At 42.7% G+C, this 18,566-nt stretch carries 15 protein-coding genes; 9 read left to right on the forward strand and 6 right to left on the reverse strand.

The genetic code is table 11. From position 1 onward, the window contains the following. Positions 1-36: 36 nt before the first annotated feature. From E2H97_RS04920 to E2H97_RS04955, 8 genes are all read left to right on the forward strand, one after another. A complete protein-coding gene (locus E2H97_RS04920; RefSeq protein ID WP_133406108.1) occupies positions 37-1,077 on the forward strand; it encodes a DcaP family trimeric outer membrane transporter in 1,041 nt (346 codons plus the stop codon). Between the two features lie 72 nt (positions 1,078-1,149). Then, positions 1,150-1,941 (forward strand): ABC transporter ATP-binding protein, encoded by a 792-nt coding sequence (locus tag E2H97_RS04925; RefSeq protein WP_133406109.1) that lies wholly within the window; start codon positions 1,150-1,152, stop codon positions 1,939-1,941. After that, positions 1,941-3,899, forward strand: a complete 1,959-nt coding sequence (locus E2H97_RS04930) for a long-chain fatty acid--CoA ligase (RefSeq protein WP_133406110.1) — start codon at positions 1,941-1,943, stop codon at positions 3,897-3,899. The genes E2H97_RS04925 and E2H97_RS04930 overlap by 1 nt, the downstream gene beginning before the upstream one ends. Next, positions 3,896-4,789: a branched-chain amino acid ABC transporter permease gene (locus E2H97_RS04935; protein ID WP_133406111.1), complete on the forward strand. Its 894-nt coding sequence runs from the start codon at positions 3,896-3,898 to the stop codon at positions 4,787-4,789. Before E2H97_RS04930 ends, E2H97_RS04935 begins: the two co-directional genes overlap by 4 nt. Positions 4,790-5,053: 264 nt before the next feature. Continuing rightward, complete coding sequence (locus E2H97_RS04940; RefSeq protein ID WP_133406112.1) at positions 5,054-6,130, forward strand: branched-chain amino acid ABC transporter permease; 1,077 nt, start codon at positions 5,054-5,056, stop codon at positions 6,128-6,130. A 272-nt stretch (positions 6,131-6,402) separates the two neighbouring features. Beyond that, positions 6,403-7,605, forward strand: coding sequence for an ABC transporter substrate-binding protein (locus E2H97_RS04945; RefSeq protein ID WP_170308360.1), 1,203 nt, complete (start codon positions 6,403-6,405; stop codon positions 7,603-7,605). Positions 7,606-7,860: 255 nt separating this feature from the next. Further along, positions 7,861-8,682 (forward strand): ABC transporter ATP-binding protein, encoded by an 822-nt coding sequence (locus E2H97_RS04950; protein WP_133406114.1) that lies wholly within the window; start codon positions 7,861-7,863, stop codon positions 8,680-8,682. Positions 8,683-8,691: 9 nt separating this feature from the next. Beyond that, positions 8,692-9,942: a phenylacetate--CoA ligase family protein gene (locus tag E2H97_RS04955; protein WP_133406115.1), complete on the forward strand. Its 1,251-nt coding sequence runs from the start codon at positions 8,692-8,694 to the stop codon at positions 9,940-9,942. An 84-nt stretch (positions 9,943-10,026) separates the two neighbouring features. Here the strand turns inward: E2H97_RS04955 and E2H97_RS04960 are convergent, their stop codons facing one another. Further along, entirely contained in the window at positions 10,027-10,404 is a 378-nt protein-coding gene (locus E2H97_RS04960; protein ID WP_133408573.1) for a winged helix-turn-helix transcriptional regulator, read from the reverse strand. Between the two features lie 111 nt (positions 10,405-10,515). Here E2H97_RS04960 and E2H97_RS04965 point away from each other — a divergent pair, with 111 nt between their 5' ends. Next, positions 10,516-11,097 carry an NAD(P)H-dependent oxidoreductase gene (locus E2H97_RS04965; RefSeq protein ID WP_133406116.1) on the forward strand — a complete coding sequence of 194 codons (582 nt, stop codon included), beginning with the start codon at positions 10,516-10,518 and terminating at the stop codon, positions 11,095-11,097. A gap of 125 nt (positions 11,098-11,222) precedes the next feature. On the opposite strand, the gene gcvP is transcribed toward E2H97_RS04965, so the two are convergent. The 5 genes from gcvP to ubiH all read right to left on the reverse strand — a co-directional run bounded on the left by gcvP (position 11,223) and on the right by ubiH (position 18,549). Further along, positions 11,223-14,105, reverse strand: a complete 2,883-nt coding sequence (gcvP, locus tag E2H97_RS04970) for an aminomethyl-transferring glycine dehydrogenase (RefSeq protein ID WP_133406117.1) — start codon at positions 14,103-14,105, stop codon at positions 11,223-11,225. An 80-nt stretch (positions 14,106-14,185) separates the two neighbouring features. After that, positions 14,186-14,575: a glycine cleavage system protein GcvH gene (gene gcvH / locus E2H97_RS04975; RefSeq protein ID WP_133406118.1), complete on the reverse strand. Its 390-nt coding sequence runs from the start codon at positions 14,573-14,575 to the stop codon at positions 14,186-14,188. A gap of 37 nt (positions 14,576-14,612) precedes the next feature. Further along, on the reverse strand, positions 14,613-15,707 hold the full coding sequence (gene gcvT / locus E2H97_RS04980) for a glycine cleavage system aminomethyltransferase GcvT (protein WP_133406119.1): 1,095 nt from the start codon (positions 15,705-15,707) through the stop codon (positions 14,613-14,615). Between the two features lie 391 nt (positions 15,708-16,098). Continuing rightward, the gene (locus E2H97_RS04985; protein WP_133406120.1) at positions 16,099-17,307 is read right to left on the reverse strand and encodes an FAD-dependent monooxygenase; all 1,209 of its coding nucleotides are present in this window, start codon (positions 17,305-17,307) and stop codon (positions 16,099-16,101) included. 18 nt (positions 17,308-17,325) lie between these two features. Beyond that, positions 17,326-18,549, reverse strand: a complete 1,224-nt coding sequence (ubiH, locus tag E2H97_RS04990) for a 2-octaprenyl-6-methoxyphenyl hydroxylase (protein ID WP_133406121.1) — start codon at positions 18,547-18,549, stop codon at positions 17,326-17,328. Positions 18,550-18,566: the final 17 nt, after the last annotated feature.

Below are 18,566 nucleotides of genomic sequence, written 5' to 3' on the forward strand. Positions count from 1 at the left end.
ATGTATGGTCAATCAATAAAAAGGGAAGACCATAAAATGAAAACCATAAAACTCGCCTTATTATCGGCATCTATTTTGGCAGCAGGAACCGCCAATGCCGCATACAAAATTGATATCAACGATAAAAGCAGTATCTCGTTTGGTGGTTATATCAAAGTTGACTCACGTTTTGTCAGCGGTGATATCGCTTATCGAGATTTTTGGATTGGTACTGGTACTGTTCTACCTAAATCTCAAAATCAGTTCAAAATCTTCGCTAACGAAACACGCTTTAACACAAAATATGTGCATGGTGATGTAACGGGTTTCATCGAAATGGATTTCCTTGGTGGTGGCGGTAATCAAATTGTATCGAACTCGGCTCATCCGCGTATTCGTCACGCCTTCATTAAATATAAAGATTTTACGGTTGGTCAAACATGGACAACCTTTATGAATACCTCTGCCATTCCTGAAACGGCAGACTTTGCTGGTGCAACCGTGGGCTTGGCGTTTATTCGTCAAGGTCAGATCCGCTACAGCATGGGTGGTTTTAAAGTCGCTCTAGAAAACCCAGAGACGTTTGGCGGTGGCGGCGGTGACGAAACCATGCCAGATGTCGTTGGTCGATATGACTTAAAAGGTGACTGGGGTACGGTTTCGTTCTCGGCTCTTGGTCGTCAATTAGTATCGAAAACGGGCCAGAAAAATAGCGCCGTGGGTGGTTCTATCGCCGGTAAAATTAATTTATTCGATAAAGACGATCTTAAGTTCCAAGTTCACTACGGTGAATTAGGTCGTTATATCGGTGTTGCTGCGGCACAAGATATGGTGGGTGAAAAGGTAGAGGAAGTGACTTCTTACCTTGTTGCTTATCGCCATTTCTGGTCAGACAAAACAAGAAGCTCGTTCTTCTACGGCAACATTCAAACAGATGTATCTGATATAGAACGCAGTCAGTGGGGCGTTAACGTCTTTAAAGATGTTACTAAGAACCTTGCTGTCGGTTTTGAGGTCGGTCAATTTATGATGGATCAGAAAAACGCTTCAGATGCAGATTCATTCTACAGTCAACTTTCCCTCCGCTATACGTTGTAACTTTTCAGTGGCGGCAGCTCGTTCTCCACAGTTGCCGCTCACTGCTTTTTCGATTTGATAAAAGGTGTTCCTATGTCTGAATCAATATTACAAGTCGAAAACATTTCCCTTGCTTTTGGTGGTGTTAAAGCACTTACCGATGTCAGTTTTGATGTACCAAGAGGTTCTGTTTTTTCGATTATCGGCCCTAACGGGGCGGGTAAAACGTCCATGCTGAATTGTATTTCAGGTCGTTATCAACCAAATGCAGGTGAAATTCATTTTGATGGCAAGCGTGTTACCCATTTAAAACCTAATGATCGCGCAGACTTAGGCATAGGTCGAACATTCCAAAACCTCGCTTTGTTTGGGCATATGACGGTATTGGATAACATCATGGTGGGCAGACACCACCTTATGAACAATAACTGGTTCACGGGACCTTTGTACTGGGCATCAAAGGCACAAAAAGAAGAACTAGAACACCGTAAAGAAGTTGAGCGAATTATCGATTTTCTTGAAATTACTCACGTGCGTAAATCTATCGCTGGGACGCTTTCTTATGGTTTACGCAAACGAGTAGAGCTTGCTCGTGCTATGGCGCTTAACCCTAAACTAATCCTTCTTGATGAGCCTATGGCAGGCATGAACCTTGAAGAAAAAGAAGATATGGCACGCTATATCCTCGATCTTAATGAAGAATTTGGCGTCACCATTGTGATGATTGAGCATGATATGGGCGTTGTAATGGATATCTCCCACCAAGTGATGGTGCTGGATTTTGGTAAAAAGCTCATTTGCGATTTACCTGATGCGGTAATGGCCGACCCACATGTTAAGCAAGCTTACCTTGGCATTGAAGATGAATTAGAGGAGGCAAGCTAATGTTGAACGATCACAGTAAATACATCTCCTTATTAAATACCTTCCCGAAGATACTTCGCTATAACGCTTTGCATTGGCCGAATGACATTGCCATGCGTGAAAAAGAGTTTGGGATTTGGAACGAATTCACTTGGCTCGATTATCAGCATCGCGTTCAATGGATGACGCTTGGTCTAACTCACCTTGGGATTGGCAAAGGTGAAACTATTGCTCTGCTAGGTGAAAATCGCCCTGAATGGATCTGGGGCGAAGTAGCGGCTCATACCTTAAGCGGACATTCATTAGGTATTTATCAAGACTCCATGCATGAAGAAGTGGCTTACTTGCTCAATTTAAGTAAAGCCAAAGTGGTTATTGCGGAAGACGAAGAGCAATGCGATAAACTGCTGGAGCTTGGCGACGAGATCCCAAGTGTTGAGTTTATCGTGTATTGCGACCCTAAAGGGATGCGCAAATACGATGATAAACGCCTGATTGATGTTGAAGATCTTTATCGCATGGGGCGTGAATACGAATCCATGCATCATGAAGTCTATGATCAAATGGTAGATGCAACCGATCCTCTTGATGCTTCAATCTACTGCACGACTTCAGGTACCACCTCTAAACCCAAAATCGTATTACTCAACAGTGGACGCTTTATCGAGCATTGTTGTTCTTATCTTCGTGCCGATCCTCGTCAGCCAGGTGATAATTATGTTTCTGTGTTGCCAATGCCTTGGATCATGGAGCAGGTCTATGCGGTTGGTCAGTCATTGATTTCTCGTCAAATCGTCAACTTTGTTGAAGAACAAGAAACCATGATGGCGGATCTACGTGAAATTGGCCCTAGCTTTGTACTGCTTGCTCCACGAGTGTGGGAAGGCATTTTAGCCGACGTTCAAGCACGAATGATGGACTCAACGCCACTTAAACGCTGGTTGTTTGATTTTGCCTTAAAGCTTTCAGGTAAAGCGCTCGATCAAGGTAAAAAGTCATTCTGGGCTGAGCTTATTCTTAATAAAGCCTTGCGTGACAGGCTTGGGTTCACGTTCTTAACCTCGGCGGCAACTGGTGGTGCCGCGATGGGGCCTGATACTTTCCGTTTTTTCCAATCTATCGGCGTGCCGTTAAGACAGCTTTATGGTCAAACCGAAATGGCAGGTGCTTACACCATTCATAAGGGAAATGACATTGATTATGACTCCGTAGGTGTGGCATTTGATACCGCCAAAGTCAAAGTGATTAATGCTGATGAACAAGGCTTGGGTGAAGTGATTTCTCAAACGGCTGGTATGTTCACGGGATACCTAGAGAATGAAGAAGCGTTTGAAGAAGACGTCAAAGATGGCTGGATGCACACTGGTGACGCGGGCTACATAAAAGAAAACGGTCACTTAGTGGTTATCGACCGGATTAAAGACTTAGCCAAAACCAGTCACGGTTTGCAGTTCTCACCTCAGTACATTGAAAACAAACTTAAGTTTTCATCCTTTATTGGTGAAGCGGTGATCCTTGGAAAAGACCGCCCATATCTATCTGCAATATTGTGTATTCGTTACAGCATCGTTTCTAAATGGGCTGAGCAGCAAGGCTATGCGTTTACCAACTACACCAATCTTTCGACTCTGCCTGAAGTGTACGAAAAACTTCAGCAAGAGGTAGAAAAGGTGAATGAGTCGCTGCCTGACGCTCAGAAGATCTGCAAGTTTGTGCTGCTTTATAAAGAGCTGGATGCCGATGATGGCGAGCTTACTCGTACTCGAAAAGTTCGTCGTGGTGTAGTTGCAGAAAAATATCACGACATCATTGAGTCTATTTATGGTGGGGCTGAGCATGTGGATGTCGACACCATGATCACCTTCCAAGACGGCAGTAAAACTCGTGTCCAAACTCAGCTTAAAGTGGCTGATGTGGTCAACGTAGTTGAGCAACCTATTGTCACTGACAGTGAAGAAGTAACGAGGAAAGCATCATGAATACAGATTTATTACTTCAACTGATCACCAATGGGCTGATTGTTGGCTTGCTATATGGCGTTGTCGGCATGTGTTTCGTTCTGGTGTACAAATCAACCCAAATTGTGAACTTTGCTCAAGGTGAGTTCTTATTACTCGGTGCTTGGGTTTGTTGGGCATTCTTAGTCTATATGCAGATCCCATTCTTCTTGGGCTTCATATTTACCATGATATTTATGGCGATATTCGGTGTGCTTTTACAGCTCATAGTTCTGCGCCCGATGATTGGTGAGCCTATTATCTCAGTGATCATGGTGACCATTGGTCTATCGATTTTCTTCCAAGCGCTAACCAAATGGATTTTCGGTGTCGCACCTCAGAGTTATCCAAAAGTATTCGAAGCTAATTCTGTCGATATCATGGGTATGAGTATTGAACCAGCTTATCTGATGAGTATGGTGATTGCGGTGCTTATTATGATTGGCTTCTACCTGTTCTTTAAACACTCCAAGCATGGCTTAGCAATGCGAGCAACAGCGTTTGATCAGCAAGCTGCACAAAGTTTAGGGATCTCAGTTAAGCAAGTATTTGCCATGAGCTGGGGAATTGCCGCGACTGTTTCAGCAACTGCAGGTGTCGTTATGGGCATGGTTAACGGAGTTTCTGATTCACTGTCTGTGATGGGAATTAAAGTATTCCCTGCTGTCATTTTGGGGGGATTAGATTCTATTGTCGGTGCGATTGTCGGTGGCTTGACCATAGGTGTGTTGGAAAACTTAGCTGAGTTCTTCGACAGCCAATTCTTGCACATAGGCAACATGTACGACATTGCCCCATTTTATGTATTGCTGATCATCCTTTGGTTTAAACCATATGGCCTATTTGGCACTAAAGACATTGAACGCATTTAACCTAAATCAGCCAATTAAACGCATTTATGCATTGTAAAAACTGATTTAAAAATTGAAAAAAATTGATGTATGACTAACTCATTCGGAGATGCTGTGTGTTCATACGCTGGATAAAATAGCTGCTAGCTGCGTTACGACTAAGTACGTAACAAGAGGTGCAAGTAGAGTAACTACTTGCTGCAATTCAAGCCTTGCTATCAGCCCTTTTCTCTACGCCTATGAACACCCTTAACTGACTGATTTAGGTTAGGGAGAAAAACTACTATGTCAACAAGTGTAACTATGCGCCCGTGTGGTGACTTCAGAACCAGTTATAAGCAAGACACGACAATCTTTGAAACCAAGACCATACGCTGGTTTGCAATTTTAGCGATTGCCTTTGCATGTTTTGCTCCGTTTATTTTGGATGCTTATTATTTAACGCTGTTTATTCAAGTGTCTTACTTGGGTATTGCAGCATTAGGCTTAAACATTCTGGTCGGCTTTACTGGACAAATCTCGTTAGGACACGGTGCATTCTTTGGTTTTGGTGCCTTTGCTTCGGCTTGGTTAAACACGCAATTCAATATTCCTGTGGTGTTTTGTATTCCACTGGCAGGCTTTTTAACTATGGCTGTGGGCATGATGTTTGGTATGCCTGCTGCGAGAATTAAAGGTTTGTACTTAGCCATCGCAACCCTTGCGGCTCAATTTATCATTGAAGACTTCTTTGGACGTGCGGAGTGGTTCTCGGGCGGTGCCGCTGGCTCATTGGCAGAGCCAATCAACATCTTTGGTTTTGCTTTTGATACCGATGAAAGTTTCTATTACGTGGCCTTATTCGCACTCGTGTTCATGTTCATTTGGGGCTGTAACCTAATGAGAACACGAGATGGTCGTGCGTTCGTTGCAGTACGTGACCATTACCTAAGTGCAGAGATCATGGGCGTGAAGCTTAACAAGTATCGTCTACTTTCATTCGGTATTTCGTCCTTCTATGCCGGTATTGGTGGCGCGCTTTACGCTCACTATCTTGGCTATGTGTCTGCCGAAGGATTCACTATCTTTATGTCTATTCAGTTCCTTGCCATGGTCATTATTGGTGGTCTTGGCTCTATCAAAGGAACGCTAATGGGCGTGGTGTTTATGGTGCTATTGCCAGAAGCCATGGAAGCCAGTGTATCAGTCATTAAAGACACATCAATTGGTGCACACCCTATGTTGGTTGACGGTCTGGCTTACATTAAAGAAATGGCAATTGGTCTTGTGATCATCCTGTTCCTTATCTTTGAACCAGAAGGATTAGCGCACCGTTGGAATCAAATTAAAAACTATTGGAAGAGTTACCCATTCGCATATTAAAGACGTTTTGCGTAATTGAAATAAGTATCAATCTAATGTGTAACTTACAGAAATATTGAATCAATACAGAGAGGAGAAATAGTGTGATAAGACAACCGTCCGTGACAGGACGTCACGGACGTCAGCACATGGACGTGCGCTTCTGTTGGCGTTCACACTATTGCTCCTTAGATACTTCGGAAGAGTTCACAGATGGAAAGGTATCAATAACAAGGAATAAAACTATGAAATTATCAAAACTAACTCTGGCGACATTATCAGCAGTTTCGCTGATGGCAGCAAACTCTGCCGCAGCAAAACAAGACAAAGTGTTTGTTGGTCACCTTGCGGATATGTCTGGTCCTACGGCATTCGTTGGTAAAGAATATGCTGATGGTGTTAGAGATGCGATGGCATACATCAATGCCAACGGCGGTATTAAAGGTACTGGTCTTGAGTTTGAAACTATTGATTATGCTTATAAAGTGCCTCAAGCAATTGCTTCTTACAAAAAGTGGAAGAGTCGTAAAAAGATGGTTGCCATGCAAGGTTGGGGAACGGCAGATACTGAAGCGCTTATCTCGTTTGTTGCTCGCGATAAAATTCCGGTTTACTCAGCATCCTATTCTGGTCACTTAACCGATCCTAAAGGTAAGAATCCACATACTAAAAAGCCTGCGCCATATAACTTCTTCTACGGTGCTTCTTATTCTGATTCTTGCCGTGCACTCGTACAGTGGGCAGCAAAAGACTGGAAGACAAAAGGAAGCAAAGGAAAGCCTAAGTTTACTCATATTGGTGCGAACCATCCTTTCCCAAATGCACCTAAAGCCGCCTGTGCAGAATATGCAACTGAGTTAGGTTTTGATGTTCAGCCATCAGTGGTTATTTCAATGAAGCCGGGTGACTTTAAAGCTCAATGTTTGAGTCTTAAGAGCTCTGGCACTCATTATGGTTACATCGGCAACCTTGGTGGCTCAGTAATGTCATTGATTAAGTCTTGTAATACGGTCGGTACCGATATTCAGTTTATGTCGAATATCTGGGGTGGTGATCGCAAGATTTTTGAAGCGATTGGTGAGGGCGTGAAAGATTACATTTTCCCAACCATGACACCATTCTGGGATTCGAATGTAGATGGCATGAAGCTGGTTAAAAACATTTCTAAGATGTCGGATTCAAGTGGTACTAAATCACGTCCACATCACTACATCCGTGGTGTTTGCTCAGCGTACTACATGAAAGAGGCAATGGAGTGGGCGAAAGACAATGGCGGGATTACAGGTAAGAACGTGAAGAAAGGCATGTACGCGACTCAAAACTGGGTACCGAAAGGACTTGAAGGCGTGTGCTTACCAGCAACTTGGAAAGATGATGATCACCGCGGTATTGCAGAAGTTAATATTTATAAAGGTAACTTCGACAAGGGCAATGTATCTATCGAGCAAGTGGATACCGTCAGCCTTGAGCGTCGAGCGGATTGGTTAGGTTATTAATTTCTAATGTGAGTGCAGTCTTGCTAGAAATACCGAGCAATATTGCATACGCCAACAGAAGCGTACGTCCATGTACTGACGACCGTTACATCCTGTAACGGACGGTTGGCTTAATGCAATATTGCTCTCATCGGTAGTTTTGACTGTTCTAACACTCTCAAATAGAGCAAATGAGTCGTTTAAAGAATAGCTGTTATAGGTTTTATTAATTGTTGCTATGTAAATTGATAAAGCTTAATCACAGGAAGGTGAGTTATGAGTAATGCTGCTGAAGTTATCAATCCTGAAGAGGTTGTCCTGTCCATCAATAACATTGAAGTGGTTTATGACGATGTGATTCAGGTATTAAGAGGGGTAAGTATTGATGTGCCTAAAGGCAGCATCGTTACCTTACTCGGTCCCAATGGTGCGGGTAAATCGACAACACTGAAATCCATTTCAGGTTTATTAAAAACGGAAAACGGTGAAGTGACCAAAGGCGATATCAGTTTTTTAGGTAAGCGAATTGATAATGCCAATGCCGCTGAAATCGTAAGCTCTGGGCTATTTCAGGTGATGGAGGGTCGACGCATTATTGAAGATATGACTGTGGTAGAAAACCTTAGACTAGGTGCTTATACCCGTAGTGATAACCAAATTAATCAAGACATTGAAATGGTGTTCAGCTATTTCCCTCGCTTAAAAGAAAGAACGGGATTAGCAGGATATCTTTCTGGTGGTGAACAACAAATGTTGGCTATCGGTCGTGCATTAATGGCACGTCCGAAAATGATTTGTCTTGATGAACCATCCATGGGTTTATCGCCATTATTAGTAAAAGAAGTGTTTGGCATTATTGAAAAAATTAACCGTGAGCAAGGGATCACCATGCTTTTGGTTGAGCAAAACGCCAACTACGCATTAAAAGCGGCTCATTATGGTTACATCATGGAGTCAGGAAAAATCGTACTCGATGGAACTCGTGAGCAGCTACTCAATAATGAAGACGTAAAAGAGTTCTACTTAGGTGGTGGAAACGAAGAGCGTAAAAGTTTTAAAAATCTCAAGTCTTACAAACGCCGTAAACGTTGGTTATAGGAGGTTGATATGCCGTATTCTGAGTCCAATATCGACAAGAATTTACTTACCACTCTAGAGAAGGAATCTCTGCCACAAGATAAGCGTGAGCAATTGTTATTTAAGCGTTTGAGCACGTTACTGACAAGCTTAAAGCAAGACTCTGACTATTATCAGCAGGCTTTGGCTGAAATCTCAGTAGGTAGTAATTTTTCCAGAGATTCTTTATCGTCATTACCAATATTGAGAAAGTCTTCAATATCCCAGCTCCAAGCTGAAAATCCACCGTTAGGAGGTTTGGTTATTGGAAGTTCGGTAGTTGATCGAATTTTCCAATCACCGGGTAACATTTATGAAGGAGCTATGGACAGTGGTGACTGGTGGCGCATGTCACATGCTTTCCATGCTGCAGGCTTTAGAAAAGGCGACATTGTGCTTAACTGTTTGTCTTATCATATGACTCCTGGCGGTTTTATTATGGATTCAGGTGCCCGAGCTTGTGGTTGCAGCGTGATCCCTGCGGGTCCCGGACAAACTGAACAGCAGTTGCATATTATTTCGCAATTACAACCTACTGGATACAGCGGTACGCCCAGCTTTTTGAATATTCTTTTAGATAAAGCCAAGGAAAAAGGCGTTGAGTGGAGCATCAGTAAGGCTTTAGTTTCTGGTGAAGCGTTATCAGATGAGTTAAGAACTAAATTCTTAGAGCACGGCATTAAAGTTCACCAAGCTTATGCTACGGCTGATGTTGGTCTGATCGCTTACGAGGCAAATTATGGTGAAGGCTGGGTCGTAGCCGAAGATATCATTGTCGAAATTGTAAAACCGGGAACGTCACAACCTGTTACTGAACCTAATGAAGTTGGGGAGTTAGTGGTGACTGTTCTTAATGACAAGTACCCATTGATTCGATTTGCTACAGGCGATCTAAGCGCGTTTTATACGGGAGTAACCTCTTGTGGTAGAAGTAATTTACGCATCAAGGGCTGGATGGGCAGAGCTGACCAAACGGTTAAGGTAAAAGGTTTGTTCGTTCACCCAAGTCAAGTGCAAGAAGTGATCGCTGAGTTTCCTGAAATCACAAAAGCAAGGCTTATCATCGAGCGGGAAAATCACAATGATGTAATGTCTCTGCACTGTGAATATAGCGGTAGCGCGCCAGAGCCAACGTATATTGCCGAGTCTATTAAGCGTATAACCAAGCTCACTGGCGATATTCAGTTCTTCCCACCTAATTCACTGAACAATGATGGGATAGTGATTGAAGATTTGAGGTAACCTCACAAGCTTTTTATGGATATAAAAAGCGAGCCCACTTTAAGTTCGCTTTTTTAATTTCATCTACCTTGGAATATTTATATTTCAGAGGCTATTTGCATTTAACTCTATATTATTTGATTCTGACCACTCTCTTAACTGGTCAAGAATACTCAAAGCGGAGCGCCCGAGTTCTGTGAGTTCATAAGTTACAGCAATAGGTCTCTCATTGATGACTTTCCTAATTACCATTCCTTGAATTTCTAACTCCTTCAACCTTTGGTCGACCATCTTCTTACTTGCACCGCCCAGCATTCTTGCTAGGTCATTAAATCGAACGGGCTCATCTTTCAAATGGTAGATAATTGAACCTTTCCATTTTCCACCTATGATGCGCATCCCCTTTTCGATTGCACAAGGTTCATCGCAAACATTTAAAACTTTTTTTCGTCCTTTGCTATCTGTTTTTATTGAACTTTTCATAAATAAGCTGCCAATAACGAGTAGGTTACTAAAAGTATACTGGTTGATTGATGTTTTTAGGTTACTAAAATAAACCGCAATCTTAATTGAGTTTAACATTCGAGGTACTACATGAGTAATATTTTAATCATAAACGGACATCAACCATACCCATTCTCAGAAGGTCGATTGAATGCGACTTTAGTAAAAAAGGCTAGAGATATTTTGGAGAGAAAGGGGCATCAAACACGTATTGTGACGATGTCTGAGCAAATTAATGTTGAACAAGAACTCGAAAATCATCAGTGGGCTGATATCGTAATTTTACAAACGCCTGTCAATTGGATGGGCGTTACTTGGATGTTTAAAAAGTACATGGATGAAGTCTATACCGCAGGTATGGGGGGAGCGTTATGTAATGGAGATGGGAGAACAGCCGAAGCACCGAAAGAAAACTATGGTCAAGGCGGCACTTTAAAAGGGAAAAAATACATGATGTCTCTTACGTTTAACGCCCCTGAAGAAGCCTTTAACAATGAGAATGATTTCTTTGAAGGCAAATCAGTGGATGATTTACTCTTCCCAATGCATATGAACTTCAAGTTTTTCGGTATTGAACCGCTAGCGACATTTTCAGCTTTTGATGTAATGAAAAATGCCAATGTTGAGAATGATTTCGAACGCTTTGAGTCTCACATTGACAGATATATTTAGGTTCTAGTTATGGGCTAGTTACTTATATTCTCCAATTGGATCAAATATAAAAAAGCGAACCAACTTAGGTTCGCTTAATAGTTTTAATTCACAAATTGAATTAAAGATCTCCAATGAGTAATTTCTTACTCATACGCTTCCATCGGTACACAAGCACAGAACAAGTTGCGGTCGCCAAATACATCATCAATACGATTTACCGTTGGCCAAAACTTGTTAGCCTTAACGGCATCTGTTGGGAACACTGCAAGCTCACGGCTATAAGGACGTGAGTCAAACTCAGCATCCATGATGTCTTCTAATGTATGCGGTGCATTGCTTAGTGGGTTGTTATCCGCTGGGAATTCACCTGCTTCAACTTGAGCAATTTCCTTGCGAATGTTCACCATAGCTTCAACGAAGCGATCTAATTCAACTTTAGACTCAGACTCTGTCGGTTCAACCATTAGGGTTCCAGCAACAGGGAAGCTCATGGTTGGCGCGTGGAAACCGTAGTCATTTAGACGCTTAGCGATATCCATTTCGGTTACACCAGAGCTTTCTTTTAGTGGGCGCAAGTCGATAATACATTCGTGAGCCACTCGGTCGTTACGACCTGTATAAAGTACTGGGTAATGTTCAGCTAGCTTTTTCGTTACATAGTTAGCGTTCAAAATAGCAATTTGAGTCGATTGTTTTAGACCTTTGCTGCCTAGTAAACGAATGTACATGTACGAAATCGGTAAAATGCTCGCACTACCGTAAGGAGCCGCAGATACTGCTCCATTGTTGTCACTTTCACGACCCGGTTTAACCAGAGAGTGACCCGCAACGAATGGAGCAAGATGGGCTTTTACGCCGATTGGTCCCATACCTGGACCGCCGCCACCGTGTGGAATAGCGAAAGTTTTGTGTAGGTTCAGGTGAGATACGTCAGCACCAATAAAGCCCGGTGAGGTAATACCAACCTGAGCATTCATGTTTGCACCGTCTAGGTAAACTTGACCGCCATGCTGGTGGATGATTTCACAGATCTCTTTAACCGTTTCTTCGTATACACCGTGGGTAGAAGGGTAGGTGATCATAATGCAAGATAGGCTATCAGCTAGCTCTTGCGCTTTCGCTCGTAAATCTTCTAAATCAACGTTTCCGTCTTTATCACAAGCGGTAACCACGACTTTCATTCCTGCTAGTTGAGCGGATGCAGGGTTAGTTCCGTGGGCAGATTGAGGGATTAAGCACACATTACGATGACCTTCGCCACGAGACTCATGGTACTTTTGAATCGCTAATAAGCCAGCATATTCACCCTGAGCGCCAGAGTTAGGCTGCATACATACGGCATCATAACCTGTGATATCCACTAACCAGTCAGATAGCTCATTGATCTGCTGAGTGTAACCTTGAGCTTGATCTAATGGGCAGAATGGATGCATGTTAGCAAATTCAGGCCAGCTAACAGGCAGCATTTCAGCAACAGCGTTGAGCTTCATGGTGCATGAACCAAGTGAAATCATTGAGTGGTTCAAGGCTAAATCTTTGTTTTCAAGACGCTTGATATAACGCATCATTTCCGTTTCGCTGTGGTAACGGTTAAAGGTTGGGTGCGTTAGGATTTCATCATCACGTTCTAGGTTTGCTGGGATTGAAGAGGTTTCAGTTACTTGCGTATCTAAGGCTTCAACATCTAAACCATGACCTTCACCTAAAATGATGTCAAATAGTTGAGTGATATCATCACGAGTGGTGGTTTCATCTAAGCTGATACCAAACTGAGTGTCACTGTCGTAACGTAGGTTTGTTTGCGCAGCAAGAGCGCGAGCTTTGATGGCTTCGAGTTCTGAAGATTCAAAGCTAACCGTATCAAACCAAGTGTCATTTAAGGTGTTTAACCCTTTGGCTTTTAGACCAGCCGCTAGAATATCAGTCATGCGGTTAATACGGCTAGCAATGGTTTTAAGACCTTGTGGACCGTGGAATACTGCATAGAACGAAGCCATATTGGCTAACAGTACCTGTGCTGTACAGATGTTCGAGTTCGCTTTTTCACGGCGGATATGTTGCTCACGAGTTTGCATCGCCATACGTAGAGCACGGTTGCCACGAGTATCTTGAGAAACACCAATGATACGACCCGGCATAGAGCGTTTGTAAGCGTCACGAGTGGCGAAGAATGCCGCGTGAGGACCACCATAACCCATTGGAACACCAAAGCGTTGCGCACTACCAAATACTACGTCAGCACCTAATGCAGCTGGTGATTTAAGCAGAACCAGTGACATGATATCAGCCGCTAGCGTCACAATCGCTTTTTTGGCTTTTAGCTCTACAAACAGTTCACTGTGGTCATTAATTTGACCTAATTTATTGGTGTACTGGAATAGCGCACCAAACAGTTCGTAATTTACCGCTTCTTCCGCTGGACCCACGATAACTTCAAAACCAAAGCACTCAGCACGAGTTTTTACTACGTCGATGGTTTGTGGGAACACATCATCGGCAACAAAGAAGATGTTGGCTTTTTTAGCTTTAGATACCCGTTTTGCTAGCGCCATGGCTTCAGCTGCTGCTGTTGCTTCATCAAGCAATGATGCTGAAGCTAAGTCTAGACCAGTTAGATCCATCGAAAGGTGCTGGAAGTTAAGGATAGCTTCTAGACGACCTTGAGCGATCTCTGGCTGGTAAGGTGTGTAAGCGGTGTACCAACCCGGATTTTCAAATACGTTTCTTAAAATGACGTTTGGTACTGTGGTTGGGTAGTAGCCCATGCCGATGTAGCTTTTGAATACTTGGTTTTTGTCAGCTACACCACGAATATAGGCTAATCCTTCCGCTTCGTCATTTGAGCGTCCGACATTCAGTTCGCGACCTAAACGAATATTTTCAGGAACAATTTGCTCCATAAGGTCGTCGAGTGATTCTGCGCCCACCTCGTTAAGCATCAGCTGTTGTTGCTCAGCATTAGGACCAATGTGGCGAGTTAAAAATAGTTCGTGTTGTTCTAGTTGGGTAAGAGTTTGTTTGCTCATTTTCGGCTCTGTTTATTGTTGCTGATCAGAGATATATACGAACAAAGCCCCAAAAAGGGGCTTTGATTTTGCAAATATTATTATTCTTCGTCGATGACTGCTTGGTAGCCATCAGCGTCTAATAGGTTTTCTAGCTCAGCTTCGTCAGAAGCTTTAACGCGGAATAACCAGCCTTCTGTGAATGCACCGCTGTTTACAAGCTCTGGAGAATCTTCTAGTTCTTCATTAACAGCTACGATTTCACCTGAGATTGGTGAGTAGATGTCAGAGGCTGCTTTTACAGATTCTGCAACCGCACAGTCTTCACCTGCTGATACCGTGTCACCCACTTCTGGTAACTCAACAAAAACCATGTCACCTAAAAGCTCTTGTGCATGTTCAGTAATACCAACAGTATAAGTACCATCGCTTTCTTTACGCGCCCATTCGTGAGATTTTGCGTATTTTAGTTCAGTAGGTAGATTGCTCATCGTTATATTCCTTTTGGTATAGCTTAATTCTTGATTCTTAAAATGCTTGTTTACCGTTGCGTACAAAGCATGGCTTAACAACTTTAACTGGGACGCGCTTTTTACGCATTTCTACTTCAGCTGTTTCGCTAATACCTTTTGGTACACGAGCCATGGCGATAGAGTATCCCAATGTCGGAGAGAACGTACCGCTGGTGATCACACCTTGTTGCTCGTTACCGTCTGCATCGGTGAAGAAAATATTCATGCCGTGGCGAAGTACACCTTTGGCTTCCATGACTAGACCAACCATCTTTTCGGTTCCCGCTGCTTTTAGTGCAACAAGCGCTTCACGACCGATGAAGTTGCGATCTTCAGGTTCCCAAGCAATGGTCCAGCCCATATTCGCGGCTAGTGGGTTAACGGTTTCGTCCATATCTTGACCATATAGGTTCATGCCTGCTTCAAGGCGAAGAGTATCACGTGCACCTAAACCACAAGGACGAACACCTGCATCTAATAAGGCTTGCCAAAGATCTGCGGCTTGCTCTTGAGGAAGAATAATTTCATAGCCGGCTTCACCAGTGTAACCCGTAGTGGCAATGAATAAATCACCTGACTGTACACTGAAAAATGGCTTCATGCCTTCAACAGCTTGATTCTGCTCAGCAGTGAATACCGTAGCTGCTTTTGCTTTAGCGTTTGGACCTTGAACAGCGATAACGGCAAGTTCAGGGCGCTCAGTGATGGTTACGTCAAATGTTTCCGCTTGAGTGTTGATCCAAGCTAAGTCTTTTTCACGAGTTGCTGAGTTTACTACTAAGCGATAGTGAGTTTCGGTTAAGAAGTAAGTGATCAAGTCATCGATTAGACCAGCTTCGTGGTTTAGCATGCCACCATAGAGTGCTTTACCAGCAACAGATAGCTTTTCGACGTCGTTAGCAAGTAGGGTACGAAGAAAAGGTTTTGCTTGTTCGCCTGTAATATCAACTACAGTCATGTGTGATACATCAAACATACCTGCGTCTTGACGAACTGCATGGTGTTCTTCGATTTGAGAGCCATAATTGATTGGCATTTCCCAGCCGAAGAAGTCCACCATCTTGGCGTTTGATTCCAAGTGTTTATCGAAGAGTACCGTTTTATTTGCCATTATCATCCCTTTTGGAGAGTAAATTGCTCAAACATTACTAGTTATTGTTTGAAGTTTTGAACAAAAACAAAGTTGCGAAATTATACCTCTTAAAGCCAAGTTGTATACAAAAGATTTTTTATGGATAAGAGTGACTTGCTGAGAGAGGTCTACAGTCTACAATCGCAGGGAATACGTGGGTTTTGCAGCTAGAATAAGGTTTAGAAAAACTAATGTTTGTGATTAGTTTTTGTTATTTTAAACGGTGGTTGTTAATTTTTTATTAAAATCATGTGGTTAAGGATAGGGCTTGATTAGAAAAGCGAATTGTTCATGCTTTAATGTGAAAACTCACAAACAAAATTCAGCGTATTTAACAAAAATAGCGATCTGTAAAAGACCGCTTTCTCGATTACTTGCAGAGTTTAGGAAGCTTAACTTTTTGCCCCAAAGCCTGTTTGGCGAATACAGTTTTCAAAATACCAAACTGATCTACAAGGTTGAGCCCAAAATCTCTGATGGCTTTTTTGATTGGGTTATCACCGGCAAATAATCGCTTTAATGCTTCCATAGATGCAATCATTTCTACCGCTTCGGCTTTACGCCAACGTTCTAAAGCACGAAGATTTCGATACTCCCCAAGATCTAAATTTTGTTCTTTTAAATCTATTAGCGTTTCAATAATACTGGCGGCATCTAAGAAACCTAAGTTTACGCCTTGCCCCGCTAATGGGTGAATCGTATGAGCGGCATCACCTGCTAGGATCAAACGCTGACGAGCAAAATGTCTGGCGTAACGCATTCTTAGCGGAAAGGCTAAACGTTCACTGTCGAGTTGGCACAAACCTAATTTACCATCAAAAGCAGCGGTGAGTGATTTTTCAAACTCTTCAGGAGACATTGCCATGAGCTCTTTTGATTTTGCTGGTGGCACTGACCATACAATCGAACATTGATGGTCATCATTCAACGGCAAAAAGGCTAATGGTCCTTCAGGCGAAAATACTTGGCGAGCACAATGGTTATGAGGTTCTACTGTTTTGATGGTCGCCACAATGGCGTGGTGATCATAATCCCAAAAACTGAGTGGAATTTTACTTTGTTGGCGTACCCTTGAGTTTGCACCATCAGCGGCAATTACCAATGATGTAGTTAAGCTGCTTCCATCGCTTAAGGTCAGCCAAGATTCTTTATCACCAAAGGCAATGTTGTTTACTTTCTGGTTTTGAATATGAGTGAGGGAATGACATTCTTGAGCTCTTTTGGCGAGTGCTTGAGTGATATTATCGTTTTCGATAATGCTGCCTAGTTTGGTTTCCATTTCAGATTCAGCATCAAAATGAATTGAGCCTAAACCATCTTTGGTCCACACTTCCATTTGGTCATAATCACCAACTCTAGAATCATCGATATATTGCCAAACACCAAGGTTAGACAATAGGTTTTGGCTGGCTTTATTTATGGCACTGACACGTAGGCGTGGCTCACCTTCAACGGGTTCAATTGAGCCTGCATCAATAACAATGGTATTAATGTTTGCTTGCGCTAGACCGATTGCTGTTGCAAGACCAACCATGCCACCGCCAATAATGGCAACATCATAACTTTGTGTGTTTAACATGTTATTCCAAAAATTATTTTAAGCCGTTGTATATCCCATCGCTGCTTTTGCGATTGGGGGCTTTAATGGTGGAAACCAGCTTAATAAACGTAACCCAAGATTTCTCGTCGTAGCCATCGGCCACAAGTCGTTGGAAAACCCTCTAACCAAAAACTCAATGCGATTAATGGTATCACTTCTGTCTTGTTCTCGAAGTTTAAGGTAGCCATGTGTGACTGCAGAGCTTCCAATATCGGCATCATTTTGTTGCTCAGATATCACTTTCATCAATGCCAAAATATCACGCATACCAAGATTAAAGCCTTGCCCAGCAATTGGGTGCAATGTTTGCGCGGCATTACCGACAAAGACACAACGATGATGAATTGGACGAGGCATATAGCTTAGCTTGAGTGGATAGCAAAAACGTTCACCTAGATCAATAAACTGTCCTGCTCGATATCCAAAGGCTTGTTGGAGCTTTGATACAAAATCAGGCTTTGACAACTCCATCCAATCATTAGCTGTTTCTGGTGGCAATGCCCAAACCAGTGATAGTCGGTGCTGGTGATTTTCAGGGCGCATTGGCAGTAAAGCTAGAGGACCCGTATTGGTAAATCGTTCCCAAGCCCAGTTATGATGCTCTTGTTCACAGGCAATATTGGCAATAATCGCAGCTTGATTAAAATCAACGACTTGTTGTTCTAGCTTAAGTTGTTGACGAATTATGGAATTAACACCATCAGCCGCTACCACCAATTTAGCAGTAATTTGTTCACCTGAATCTAACGTCAGTTTGTGGTGTTCAATTGTTGTTTCTAATTCAGCCACCTTATTAGGACAATAAAGGCTCACAGATGATTGCTGAAGTGCTTTGTATAGCTTTTGACCTACTGGAGCCAGCTCTACAACTTGTCCCATGTGAGCAACATTGAGTTCTGCTGCATTAAGTTGTGTCATCCCAAAACGACCACGATCTGAAATATGAATGTGGTTTATTTCAGTACCTAAGTCTTCGATTAACGACCAGACATTGATTTCTTTTAAAGACTTAATAGTGTGATGCGCCAAAGCAATCGCACGAGCATCAAACCCAGGGTGTTCATCGGAAGGTGCAACAGCTTCAATTAAAGCAATGTTTAATCGAGAACCTTGTTGCTTTAATTGTTCAAGCCCAAGTGCGAGAATGCTTCCCACCATAGCTCCGCCAATAATGGCAATATCGTATTCAGTAGCAGCGTTCTCTTGAGAGGATGAAGACATACAATGATCCGTTAATT

The sequence above is a fragment of the Parashewanella tropica genome, assembly GCF_004358445.1.
GTDB classification, from domain to species: domain Bacteria; phylum Pseudomonadota; class Gammaproteobacteria; order Enterobacterales; family Shewanellaceae; genus Parashewanella; species Parashewanella tropica.